The organism is Cellulomonas uda, assembly GCF_006538705.1.
In the GTDB taxonomy this organism is placed as follows: Bacteria; Actinomycetota; Actinomycetes; order Actinomycetales; family Cellulomonadaceae; genus Cellulomonas; species Cellulomonas uda.
On the sequence record NZ_BJLP01000010.1, the window covers coordinates 41661 to 53957 of the forward strand.

General features: G+C 71.9%; 10 protein-coding genes. 7 read left to right on the forward strand and 3 right to left on the reverse strand.

What is annotated here, in order from left to right; genetic code table 11:
* The first annotated feature begins 73 nt into the window (after positions 1-73).
* Together CUD01_RS04360 and CUD01_RS04365 are read left to right on the forward strand one after the other, a co-directional pair.
* A complete protein-coding gene (locus tag CUD01_RS04360) occupies positions 74-649 on the forward strand; it encodes a GNAT family N-acetyltransferase (protein ID WP_141319025.1) in 576 nt (191 codons plus the stop codon).
* Between the two features lie 54 nt (positions 650-703).
* Positions 704-2308, forward strand: a complete 1605-nt coding sequence (locus CUD01_RS04365) for a peptide MFS transporter (protein WP_243861103.1) — start codon at positions 704-706, stop codon at positions 2306-2308.
* Positions 2309-2331: 23 nt separating this feature from the next.
* On the opposite strand, the gene CUD01_RS04370 is transcribed toward CUD01_RS04365, so the two are convergent.
* Complete coding sequence (locus tag CUD01_RS04370) at positions 2332-3318, reverse strand: LacI family DNA-binding transcriptional regulator (protein WP_141319067.1); 987 nt, start codon at positions 3316-3318, stop codon at positions 2332-2334.
* 153 nt (positions 3319-3471) lie between these two features.
* Between CUD01_RS04370 and CUD01_RS04375 the strand changes: the two genes are divergently transcribed.
* From CUD01_RS04375 to ilvD, 5 genes are all read left to right on the forward strand, one after another.
* Positions 3472-4797, forward strand: coding sequence for an ABC transporter substrate-binding protein (locus tag CUD01_RS04375; RefSeq protein WP_141319027.1), 1326 nt, complete (start codon positions 3472-3474; stop codon positions 4795-4797).
* Positions 4798-4802: 5 nt separating this feature from the next.
* Positions 4803-5843, forward strand: coding sequence for a carbohydrate ABC transporter permease (locus tag CUD01_RS04380; protein WP_094182046.1), 1041 nt, complete (start codon positions 4803-4805; stop codon positions 5841-5843).
* On the forward strand, positions 5840-6730 hold the full coding sequence (locus tag CUD01_RS04385; protein ID WP_094179487.1) for a carbohydrate ABC transporter permease: 891 nt from the start codon (positions 5840-5842) through the stop codon (positions 6728-6730). The genes CUD01_RS04380 and CUD01_RS04385 overlap by 4 nt, the downstream gene beginning before the upstream one ends.
* A gap of 21 nt (positions 6731-6751) precedes the next feature.
* Positions 6752-9070: a beta-xylosidase/alpha-l-arabinosidase gene (locus tag CUD01_RS04390; RefSeq protein ID WP_198303509.1), complete on the forward strand. Its 2319-nt coding sequence runs from the start codon at positions 6752-6754 to the stop codon at positions 9068-9070.
* Positions 9071-9290: 220 nt separating this feature from the next.
* Positions 9291-11153 carry a dihydroxy-acid dehydratase gene (gene ilvD / locus CUD01_RS04395; RefSeq protein ID WP_141319029.1) on the forward strand — a complete coding sequence of 621 codons (1863 nt, stop codon included), beginning with the start codon at positions 9291-9293 and terminating at the stop codon, positions 11151-11153.
* Here the strand turns inward: ilvD and CUD01_RS04400 are convergent.
* Together CUD01_RS04400 and CUD01_RS04405 are read right to left on the reverse strand one after the other, a co-directional pair.
* Positions 11131-11529, reverse strand: coding sequence for an ArsR/SmtB family transcription factor (locus CUD01_RS04400; RefSeq protein WP_166772087.1), 399 nt, complete (start codon positions 11527-11529; stop codon positions 11131-11133). The two genes, ilvD and CUD01_RS04400, sit on opposite strands and share 23 nt — an antisense overlap.
* Positions 11526-12224, reverse strand: coding sequence for an SRPBCC family protein (locus CUD01_RS04405; protein ID WP_141319033.1), 699 nt, complete (start codon positions 12222-12224; stop codon positions 11526-11528). Before CUD01_RS04405 ends, CUD01_RS04400 begins: the two co-directional genes overlap by 4 nt.
* Positions 12225-12297: the final 73 nt, after the last annotated feature.

A 12297-nucleotide genomic window follows, 5' to 3' on the forward strand; every position in this document is an offset into this window, starting at 1 on the left:
CCTCGGCGGGTCGGTGCGGTGGCGCGGACCGGTGCAATAGCCTCGCCTCACCGAGCCGGGAGGGGCGTCGCGCATGACCGAGCAGACGACGAGCAGCGAGAAGCCGACCCTGCAGGGTGAGATGCTCACGCTGCGACCGATCCGCGCCGCGGACGCCGCGGCGGTCTGGGAGGTGGTCACCGACCCCGAGGGCAAGCGCCTGACCGGGACCACGGCGACGTTCGCCCGCGAGGACGTCGACCGCTGGTGCGCGACGGTGGCGGACCTGCCGGGCCGGGTCGACCTGGCGATCACGCTGGCGGGTCAGGACGAGTACCTCGGCGAGATCGTGCTGAACGACATCGACGACGTCGTCCGCAGCGCGAACCTGCGGCTCGTGATGCGCCCCGGGTACCGGGGCCGCGGCTACGGCACGGAGGCGATCGAGCTGGTGCTCGGGTTCGCGTTCGACGGGCTGGGGCTGCACCGGGTCGGCCTCGACGTGCTGTCGGTCAACTCCCGCGCGCTGTCGCTGTACGAGAACCTCGGCTTCCGGGTCGAGGGGCGCCGCCGCGACGCCTACCGCGACGGCGACCGGTGGTGCGACGCGATCGACATGGGTCTGCTCGAGGACGAGTACCGCGCGGGCCAGCTGGGCTCGGACCGCTGACACCGCTGCCGCCTCCGACTGGTGGCGCGCCGGGAGCCCCACGACGATGGGGGCATGCGCGCACCTGACGAGCCGCCGGGCCACCCGCGTCGCCGCATGGAGCCCCGCGACCCGGCACCCGGGGACGCGCGGCTGGACGCACGGTCCGTGCGCGTCGGGGAGGCGCACGGGGTCGTGCCGCGCGACCGCGCGTTCTTCGGGCACCCGCTGGGGCTCATGACGCTGTTCGGCACCGAGCTGTGGGAGCGGTTCAGCTACTACGGCATGCGCGCGATCCTGCTGTACTTCCTCACCGACACGATCGCGAACGACGGCCTCGGGCTCGCGGACGACCTCGGCAACGCGGTCGTCGCGGTGTACGGCGCGTCGGTGTACCTGCTGTCCGTCATTGGCGGGTGGCTCGCGGACCGGGTGATCGGCGCGCGGCGCTCGGTGCTGTACGGCGGCGTGGTCATCGCGGCGGGTCACGTGAGCCTCGCGGTCCCCGACTCGCGGTTCTCCTACCTCGGCATCGTGCTGGTGGCGCTCGGCACGGGCCTGCTCAAGCCGAACGTCTCGAGCATGGTCGGCGAGCTGTACTCGCGCGACGACCCGCGCCGCGACTCGGCGTTCTCGATCTTCTACATGGGCATCAACATCGGCTCGCTCCTCGCGCCGATCCTGGTGGGCGTCGCGCGGGAGATCGGCGGGTACCACGCGGGGTTCGCCGTGGCGGCGGTCGGCATGGCGATCGCGCTCGTGTTCTTCGTCGCGGGGCGGGGTCTGCTCGGCGGCGCCGGCGACGAGGCGCCGAACCCGCTCACGGCGGCGGACCGCGGGCCGCTCGTGCGGCTCGTGGGTGCCGTCCTGGTGGGCTGCCTCGTCGCGGTCGGCGTCGCGGCGGCGGTCTCCGGCGGGTTCACGACGACGACGTTCATCGACGCGCTGTCGTACATCGCGCTCGCCGCGCCCGTGGCCACGTTCTGGGTGATGTTCCGCTCGCCGAAGGTCACGCGCGCGGAGCGCACGCGGCTGCGGGCGTACATCCCGCTGTTCGTCGCGGCGATGCTGTTCTGGATGATCTTCGAGCAGGCCGCGAGCACGCTGTCCGAGTACGCACGGGACCGCACGGAGCTCACGATCCTCGGCGTCGAGGTCTCGCCGGCGTTCTTCCAGTCGGTCAACCCCGCCGCGATCATCGTCCTCGCGCCCGTCTTCGCGTGGCTGTGGGTCCGGCTCGAGGACCGGCCGCCGACCGCCGTGAAGTTCGCGATCGGTCTGACGTTCGCGGCGCTGTCGTTCCTGTTCCTCGCTGGCGCGTCCGCGATCGCGGGCGACGGGCGCACACCCTGGTGGGTGCTGGTGCTGGTGTACGTCATCCAGACCGTCGGCGAGCTGTGCCTGTCACCCGTGGGTCTCGCGGCGACGACGCTGCTCGCGCCGCGGGCGTTCCGCGGGCAGGCGATGGCCCTGTGGTTCCTCGCGACGAGCGCGGGCAACGCGATCACCGCACAGGTGGTGCAGGCGACGAGCGACGTGGGCCCGACCGCCTACTTCGGCTGGATCGGCGCCGTGGCGCTCGTGTTCGCGGGTGGGATGTTCGCGATCGCCCCCTGGGTCACGCGGCACATCCGCGAGGGCTCGCGTGAGGAGGACGCCGAGGACGCGACGGTCCTCTAGCGGGCCGGACGGGCCGTGCCGGGTCAGGCCAGCGCGCGGCAGGACGAGCGCTCGACGAGCGCGGTCGGCAGCTGCAGGTGCGTCGGGACGTCCTTGTCGTGCTTGTCGTCGAGCAGGTCGATGAGCAGGTGCAGGGCGCGTGCGCCGATGTCGCGCAGCGGCTGGCTGATCGTCGTGAGGGGCGGCTCGCACAGCGCCGACTCGGGGACGTTGTCGAACCCGATGACCGACAGGTCGTCGGGCACGCGCAGCCCGAGCTCGCGCGCGACCTCGATGGTCCGGATGGCCGAGAGGTCGTTCGCGGCGAAGATCGCGGTCGGGCGGTCGGGCCGGTCGAGCAGCTCACGCGCGGGCTGCGTCGCCGTCTCGGGGCGGAACCCGCCGTTCACGACGAGCGACTCGTCGACCTCCAGGCCCGCGGCCTGCAGCGCGGCGCGGAACCCCGCCTCGCGCAGCCGTGCGGACTCCAGGTCCGGGCGTCCGCCCATGAGGCCGATGCGCCGGTGCCCGAGCGCGACGAGGTGCTCGACCGCCATGACCGCGCCGGCGAAGTTGTCGGAGTCGACCGTCGGCAGGCCGGTGGGCCCCGTGTGCGGGTCGATCGCGACGACCGGGATCACGCTGTGCGCGTCGACGACCGTGGGGGTGACGATGATCGCGCCGTCGATGAGCGTGCCGCCGAGGCGGGACAGGTAGCGCCGCTCCCACCCGACGTCGGTGCGCCGGCCGCCGCCGGAGTAGGCGAGCAGCTCGTACTCGGTCGACCCGATGGCCTCCGACGCGCCCTTGAGCAGCTCGGTGCTGAACGGCTCGAACTCGGCGACGAGGATCCCGACGACGTGCGTGCGGTGCGAGCGCAGGCTGGACGCACCGAGGCTCGCCTCGTACCCGAGGTCGGCGATGACCTGCTGGACCCGGTCCAGGGTGGCCTGCGCGACCCCGTAGCGACCGTTGACGACCTTCGACACGGTCGCCACCGACACGCCCGCTCGGCGGGCGACGTCGGACATCTTGACCCGACCGGAGTGCTCCACGCGGTGACTATATGGCATCGGTTTCATAACGGTGTCGATATCGGTTTCGATAACGATTGACACCCGCCTCGAAACTTTGGCACTCTCGTCGTCGTCCAGGTGGGTCAACGAAGACTGAAGGGACCAGACATGGCACGCATGCGCCGTGCGGGCGCCGGTATCGCGCTCGCGACGACGATCGCTCTCCTTGCCGCTTGCAGCAGCGGGGGCGACACCCCGTCCGGTGACGGCACCACCTCCGGTGGTGGCGCCAAGGGCGAGGCCGTCACGCTCGAGTGGTGGCACAACTCGAACACGGGTGACGGCAAGGTCTACTACGACAAGGTCGCGAAGGACTTCGAGGCCTCGCACGAGGGCGTCACCATCAAGGTGAACGCCATGCAGCACGAGGACATGGTCGACAAGCTGGCGGCCGCCATGCAGTCGGGCGACATGCCCGACATCTACATGGAGCGTGGTGGCGGCGAGCTCGCCGACCACGTCGAGGCGGGCCTGACCAAGGACCTGTCCGAGCCGGCTGCGGACACGATCGCCAAGCTCGGCGGCACCGTCGCGGGCTTCCAGGTCGACGGCAAGACGTACGCGCTGCCGTTCTCGATCGGCGTCGTGGGCTTCTGGTACAACAAGGCACTCTTCGCCGAGGCGGGCATCGAGGCCCCGCCGACGACGTGGGACGAGATGTACGACGCCATCGACAAGCTCAAGGCGAAGAACATCGCGCCGATCTCGGTCGGTGCGGGCGACGGCTGGCCGGCGGCGCACTACTGGTACTACTTCGCGCTGCGCCAGTGCAAGCAGGACGTCCTGACCTCGGCCGTCTCCTCGCTCGACTTCTCCGACCCGTGCTTCGTGCGTGCGGGCGAGTCGCTCAAGGAGCTGCTCGACGCGCAGCCGTTCAACGACGGCTTCCTGTCGACGGTCGCGCAGAAGGGCGCGACGTCCGCGTCCGGCCTGCTCGCCACGGGCAAGGTCGCGATCGAGCTCCAGGGTCACTGGGAGCCCGGCGTGATGCAGGGCATCACCGACGAGATCGGTGAGGCCGGCATCGGCGAGAACCTCGCGTGGTTCGCGTTCCCGGCCGTGACGGGTGGCGAGGGCGACCCCGCCGCGCAGCTCGGTGGCGGTGACGCCTGGGCCGTGTCGCAGGACGCGCCCGACGTCGCGGTCGACTTCGCGTCGTACCTGCTGTCCGACGAGGTCCAGAAGGGCTTCGCGGAGCTCGACATGGGTCTTCCGACCAACGCGAGCGCATCGAAGTACGTGTCCGACGCCGCGCTGGCGAGCCTCCTCGAGGTCCGCGACGCGTCGCCGTTCATCCAGCTGTACTTCGACACGGCCTTCGGTCCGGCGATCGGCGACGCCATGAACGCCAAGATCGTCGACCTGTTCGCCGGTAAGGCCAGCCCGCAGGACATCGTCGACGCCACGCAGGCGGCGGCTGACCTGGAGAAGTGATCGACGTGGCAGACGAAGCGACCGCCCGCCTGGGCGCCCCCGCCTCGCCTGCGACGTCCACCCCGACGGTTCCGGTCACCGGTCGCGCTTCGGCGCGGCCGGTGGCCGGCCGGCCGGGCGGACGCCGCGGGAATGGTGCATCCATCCGCAAGGGCCTCGAGATCACGCTCTTCGTGGCGCCCGCCCTCGCACTCCTCACGCTGTTCGTGGCCGTCCCGATCGCTCGGGCGGTGCAGATCTCCTTCTTCAAGTGGAAGGGGTTCGGCGACTTCGAGAAGTTCGTCGGTCTCGACAACTACCGGCGAGTCCTGGACAACCCCGAGTTCATCGAGGCGTTCCAGCACAACATGATCATCGTGGTGGCCTCGATCGCCATCCAGCTGCCGCTGGGCCTCGCGATCGCGCTGCTGCTCAACCGCAAGATGCGGTTCCAGGGCACCATCCGGACCCTGATCTTCGTGCCGTACGTGATCTCCGAGGTCATCGCGGGTGTCATCTGGTACCAGATGTTCGTCCCGAACGAGGGCCTCCTCGACACCATCCTCGACAAGATCGGGTTGAGCGGACCGCAGCAAGGCTTCCTCGGGACCCTCGAGACCGCGCTTCCCGCGCTCGTGGTCGTCCTGACCTGGAAGTACCTCGGCATGGCGGTCATCCTCTTCCTCGCGGGCCTGCAGGGCGTGCCCGAGGAGCTCTACGAGGCCGCGCAGCTCGACGGCGCCTCCTGGTGGCAGATCCAGCGCCGCATCACGGTGCCCATGCTCGGCCCGACGCTGCGCACGTGGGCGTTCCTGTCGATGATCGGGTCGCTGCAGCTGTTCGACATGGTCTGGGTCCTCACCAGGGGCGGCCCCGCCAACGCGACCAGCACGATGGCCACGTTCCTCATCCAGCAGGGCACGCAGCGGTCCAACTACGGCATCGCCGCCGCTGCCTCCGTGATCCTCTTCGTGGTCGCGCTCGTCCTGGCGCTGACGTACCAGCGCTTCGTCATGAACCGCGACAACACCGTCACGGTCGTCCGTCGGAAGAAGGTCTCCCGATGAGCACCGCACTCGCCGCACCCAAGGGTGCCGCCGCGGCCGCTGCCCAGAAGTCCCGTCGACGGTCGACCAACGCGATGCGCGGCGGAAGCCCGCTGATCTACTTCATCGCGCTGATCGTGATCGCCCTGTCGCTCGGCCCCGTGCTGTACGGCGTGATCTCGGGCTTCCGCAAGAACGGCGACCTGATCCTCAACCCGTCGGGCATGCCGAACCCGTGGATCCTCGACAACTACATCGGGGTCTTCAAGAACCCGCAGTTCTGGACGTACACGGGCAACTCCGTGGCGATCGCGGTGATCACCACCTCGCTCGTCGTGGTCTGCGGCGTCATGGCGGCGTACCCGCTCGCGCGCTACCAGTTCCGCGGCCGTGAGGGCCTGTTCACGGTGTTCGTCGCCGGTCTGCTGTTCCCCGCGACGGTCGGTGTCATCCCGCTGTTCATCCTCATCCGCGACCTCGGCCTGTCGAACACGTGGTGGGGCATCGCCCTGCCGCAGGCGGCGTACGCGCTGCCGCTCACGGTCGTGATCCTGCGTCCGTTCCTGCAGGCGATCCCGAACGAGCTCGAGGAGGCCGCGCAGCTCGACGGCGCGAGCCGGCTGGGGTTCTTCTGGCGGGTGCTGCTGCCGCTGTCGGGGCCGGGCCTCATCACGACCGGCGTGCTGGCGTTCGTCGGCTCGTGGAACGCGTACATGCTGCCGCTGCTGCTGCTGCAGTCCGACAACAAGACCCTGCCGCTGGGCGTCGCCGACTACTCGGCGGAGCACTCGACCGACATCGCGGGCGTGTTCGCGTTCACGTCGGTCGCGATGATCCCGGCGCTGATCTTCTTCCTCGCGATGCAGAAGCGGATCGTCAGCGGCCTCCAGGGCGCGGTCAAGGGCTGAGCCACGATGACGGAGAGCACCATGGCTACCCCTGTGCCCACGACCGGCCCGCCCCCGGCGCCCGAGACGTTCGTCTCGGACGCGGAGCGTGTGGCACGGATCCTCGAGCGGCTCACGCTCGAGCAGAAGCTCGCGCAGATCGTCGGGTTCTGGGAGAAGGGCGACGGCGAGGTCGTCGCACCCCTCCAGGGCGAGTTCACGCGTGACGGCGGTCTCGACGACGCCGTGCGCCACGGGCTCGGCCACCTGACGCGCGTCTACGGCACGCGCCCGGTCGACCCGACCGAGCGTGCCGCCTGGCTCTGGCGCCGGCAGCGCGCGCTCGTCGCGAACGTCGGGATCCCGGCGCTCGTCCACGAGGAGTGCCTGACGGGCCTGTCGGCCTGGCAGGCGGCGACGTTCCCGACGCCCCTCGCGTGGGGCGCCTCGTTCGACCCCGAGCTGGTGGGCCGCATGGCCGACCTGATCGGCGGCTCGATGCGCGCGCTCGGCGTGCACCAGGGCCTCGCCCCGGTGCTCGACGTGATCCGCGACCCCCGCTGGGGCCGGGTCGAGGAGTGCATCGCGGAGGACCCGTACCTCGTCGGCGAGATCGGCACGTCGTACGTGCGTGGCCTGCAGGCCGCGGGCGTGCACGCGACGCTCAAGCACTTCGTCGGCTACTCGGCGTCGCAGTCGGGCCGCAACTTCGGGCCCGTGCACGCGGGTCCGCGGGAGATCGCCGACGTGCTGCTCGTGCCGTTCGAGATGGCGGTCCGGGACGGCGGCGTGCGGTCGGTCATGCACGCGTACACCGAGATCGACGGTGTCCCGACGGCCGCCGACCCGACGCTGCTCACCGACCTGCTCCGCGGGCGGTGGGGGTTCGACGGGGTCGTCGTCGCGGACTACTTCGGCGTCGCGTTCCTCGACATCCTCCACCACGTGGCGGACGGCCTGGGCGAGGCCGCGGGCCTCGCGCTCGCCGCGGGCGTCGACATCGAGCTGCCCACGGGTGACGCGTACCTCGAGCCGCTGGCCGAGGCGATCCGCGCCGGGAAGGTCGACGAGGCGCTCGTCGACCGGGCCGTGACGCGGGCGCTGCTCCAGAAGGCGGAGCTCGGCCTGCTCGACGCGACGTTCGAGGGCGAGCCCCCCGCGGGTGTCGAGCTCGACTCGCCCGCGCACCGGCAGGTCGCCGCGCGGCTCGCGCAGGAGTCGGTCGTGCTCGTCGCGAACGACGGCGTGCTGCCACTGCTGGGCGGATCGCGTCCGACGCCGGCGCGCGTCGCGGTCGTCGGTCCCAACGCCGACCAGCACGAGGCGATGTTCGGGTGCTACTCGTTCGTCAACCACGTGCTCGAGCACCACCCCGAGGTGGAGACGGGCATCGAGGTCCCGACCGTCCTGGCGTCGCTGCGCTCCGAGCTGGTCGGCGTCGACGTCGTCGCCGAGCGGGGCTGCGACGTCGACACCGACGACCGGTCGGGCTTCGCCGCCGCGGTCGAGGCCGCGTCCGGCGCGGACGTCGCGGTGGTCGTCGTCGGCGACCGCGCGGGCCTGTTCGGCCGCGGGACCGTCGGCGAGGGCTGCGACCGGGACGACCTCGAGCTGCCGGGTGTGCAGCGCGAGCTCGTCGAGGCCGTCCTCGGCACGGGCACGCCCGTCGTGCTCGTGCTGCTCACGGGCCGGCCGTACGCGATCGGCTGGGCAGTCGAGCGGTGCGCCGCCGTGGTCCAGGCGTTCTTCCCGGGTGAGGAGGGCGGTCCCGCGGTCGCGGGCGTCCTGTCGGGCCGCGTCAATCCGTCCGGTCGGCTCCCCGTGAGCCTGCCGCGCGCGGCAGGGTCGCAGCCGTACACGTACCTGCACCCGGCGCTGGGCGGCGACGGCGACGTCACCAACCTGCCGTCGCGTCCTGTGCGGCCGTTCGGCTTCGGCCTGTCGTACACCACGTTCGCGTACGACGAGCTCACGGCCGAGTCGGCCGAGGTCGCGACGGACGGGCGCGTACGCGTCGCGGTCCGCGTGACCAACACGGGCGACCGGGACGGTGACGAGGTCGTGCAGCTGTACGCGCACGACGTCGTCGCGAGCGTGACGCGTCCGGTCGCGCAGCTCGTCGGGTTCCGCCGTGTGGCGGTCCCGGCGGGGGAGTCGGTCGTCGTGCGGTTCGACGTCCCGACGACGCGCGTCGCGTTCAGCGGCCGCGACCTGGCCCGCATCGTCGAGCCGGGCGACCTGGAGCTGTGGGTCGGCACGAGTGCGGAACGTGCCGCCTCCACCAGCGTCCGCCTGGTCGGGCCCGTCCACACGGTCGACGACGACGACCGCTGGACGGCCACGGAGGTCCTCGCGCCCTGACCTCCCGGGACGCGAGCCTCCACGGCCCCGCGCCCCGCACCGCCACTCCTCCACGGGCGGTGCGGGGGCGCGGGGCCTCCGCACGTCCGGGGGCGCGGGCCGAGTCGTGGACGCGGGCGCATCCGCGCCGTGGGACGGACGTAGGCTCTCGGGCAGCGCACCTGCCCCCGCCGCGATCGACCGGTGCTGACCCGAGGTGCGTGACGAAGGAGTGAACACGATGAGCCGTCCGCTGCGCTCTCGGACCTCGACCCACGGTCGCAACATGGCCGGTGCCCGCGCGCTGTGGCGCGCGACCGGCATGGGCTCCGAGGACTTCGGCAAGCCGATCGTCGCGATCGCGAACTCGTACACGCAGTTCGTCCCCGGGCACGTGCACCTCAAGGACATGGGCGACCTGGTCGCGGGCGCGATCCGCGAGGCCGGCGGCGTGGCCAAGGAGTTCAACACCATCGCCGTGGACGACGGCATCGCGATGGGCCACGCGGGGATGCTGTACTCGCTGCCCAGCCGCGACCTGATCGCCGACTCGGTCGAGTACATGGTCAACGCGCACTGCGCGGACGCGCTCGTGTGCATCTCCAACTGCGACAAGATCACGCCCGGCATGCTCAACGCGGCGCTGCGGCTGAACATCCCGGTGATCTTCGTGTCCGGCGGGCCCATGGAGGCCGGCAAGGCCGTCGTGGCGGACGGTGTGGCGGCCACGCCGCTCAACCTCATCAACGCGATCAACTACTCGGCCGACGACAACGTCTCGGACAAGGCGCTCGACGCCGTCGAGGAGAACGCCTGCCCGACCTGCGGGTCGTGCTCGGGCATGTTCACGGCGAACTCGATGAACTGCCTCACCGAGGCCCTGGGCCTGTCGCTGCCGGGCAACGGCTCGACCCTCGCGACGCACGCGGCTCGTCGGGACCTGTTCCTGGAGGCCGGACGCACGATCGTCGACCTGGCCCGCCGCTACTACGAGGACGAGGACGACACCGCGGCGCCGCGCGGCATCGCGACGAAGGCGGCGTTCGGCAACGCGATGGCGCTCGACGTCGCGATGGGCGGCTCGACGAACACCGTCCTGCACATCCTCGCCGCCGCGCAGGAGGCGGAGGTCGACTTCACGCTCGCGGACATCGACGCGATCTCGCGCCGTGTGCCGTGTCTGGCGAAGGTCGCGCCGAACCACCCGAGCTTCCACATGGAGGACGTGCACCGCGCCGGCGGCATCCCCGCGCTGCTGGGCGAGCTCGACCGCGGCGGCCTGCTGGACCACGACGTGACGAGCGTGCACACCCCGACGCTGCGCGCCTGGCTCGACGACTGGGACATCCGCGGCGGCAAGGCCACGGACCGTGCGCGCGAGCTGTTCCTCGCGGCCCCCGGCGGCGTGCGGACCACGCAGGCCTTCTCGACGACGAACGTGTGGGCGTCGCTCGACACGGACCAGGCGAACGGCTGCATCCGCGACGTCGCCCACGCGTACACGGTCGAGGGCGGGCTCGCGGTGCTGCGCGGCAACCTCGCCGACGACGGCGCGATCATCAAGACCGCGGGCATCGACCCCGACGTCTTCCACTTCGTCGGGACCGCGCTGGTGTGCGAGTCGCAGGACGAGGCGGTCGAGAAGATCCTCACCAAGCAGGTCCAGCCCGGCCACGTGGTGGTCGTGCGGTACGAGGGCCCTGCGGGCGGCCCGGGCATGCAGGAGATGCTGTACCCGACGTCGTTCATCAAGGGCCGCGGCCTGGGCAAGGTCTGCGCGCTCATCACGGACGGCCGGTTCTCGGGCGGCTCGTCGGGCATCTCGGTCGGTCACGTCTCGCCCGAGGCCGCGGCCGGCGGCACGATCGGCCTGGTCGAGGACGGCGACGAGATCGAGATCGACGTCGAGTCGCGCCTCATCCGCGTCAACGTGCCCGACGAGGTGCTCGCGGAGCGCCGCGCCAAGATGGAGGCCTCGGAGACCCCGTGGCAGCCGAAGGACCGCGACCGCTACGTGTCCCCGGCGCTCCAGGCGTACGCCGCGATGGCGACCTCCGCCGACCGCGGCGCCGTCCGCGACGTCACGCGCCTGCGCCGCGGCTGACCCGCTCCGGCTGCGACGCACGCCGGGCACGTCGACCCCGGGCGACCTCGGTCGCGAGCGCGTCGAGCGGCTGGGCGAGCGGTGCGAGCGGGTCGACGAGCTCGTCGAGCCACGCGCGCACGTCGGCGAGCCCCTCGTGGTCGAGCCCGTAGATCCGTCGCGTGCCCTCGGTCCGCACGGTCAGCAGGCCGGCCTCGCGGAGCACACCGAGGTGCTGCGACACGGCGGGCTGCGACACGGGCCGCACGGGCTGCACGCGGCGCACGAGCTCGCCGACCGACTGCTCCTGCGCCGCGACGAGGCGCAGGAGCACCCGGCGCAGCGGGTGGCCGAGCGCGTCGAGCGCCGCCTCGGCCGGGAGCGGGCGGGCGTTCACTCGGTCGGCGTCTCCCCGGTCGGTGTCTCCTCCGTGGACGGCTGCGAGGGGTCGACGGTGTAGAAGGTGACGGTCCGCTCCCCGGCCGCCTGCATGTCCCGGGCGTCCTCGCCCGCCGCGACCGCGGCCGCGGTCCATCCCTGGGCGGACGTTCGCACGAACGCCCTGCCGTCGGCCGTCAGTGCGTACCCGGCGCCGTCGTCGGGGTCGACGGGCTCGCCCGTGTCCAGGTGCAGGCCCAGACCGAGCAGCGCGAGGTCCCACCCGACACCGACCGCACCCGGGCCGTACTGCGTCCAGAACTCGGGGTCGACGGGCGCCTCGTGGCGGAGCTCGAGACGCGTCCGGTCGCCGGTGCCGTCGTCGACCGGCGTGAGCTCGACCTCGACCCACGAGACCTGCGGCCCCATCTCCCACGTGAGCGCGAGCAGCCGCGGCGCGTCGCACCGCTCGACCACGCCCGACGCGTTCCCCGTGAGCGAGTAGCGCCCGCCGACGCGCAGGTCACCGCTGACGGGCAGGAACCACCGGGGGATGCGCTGCGGGTCGGTGAGCGCGTCCCACAGGTCGGCCGGGTCGGTGGCGTACGTCCGGCGGGCGACCGCGACGCGCGTCGGCGCACCGGCACGCTCACCGGTGCGTACCTCGCGCGTGACGAGCCCCGCGGTGGCGATCGGATCGACCGAGATGGTCATGGCGAACCCCTTTCATAAGCAGAGCCTTATAGTTGCACGCTCCGCCGCGCGACGGAAGGGGCCGGTGCCCGGT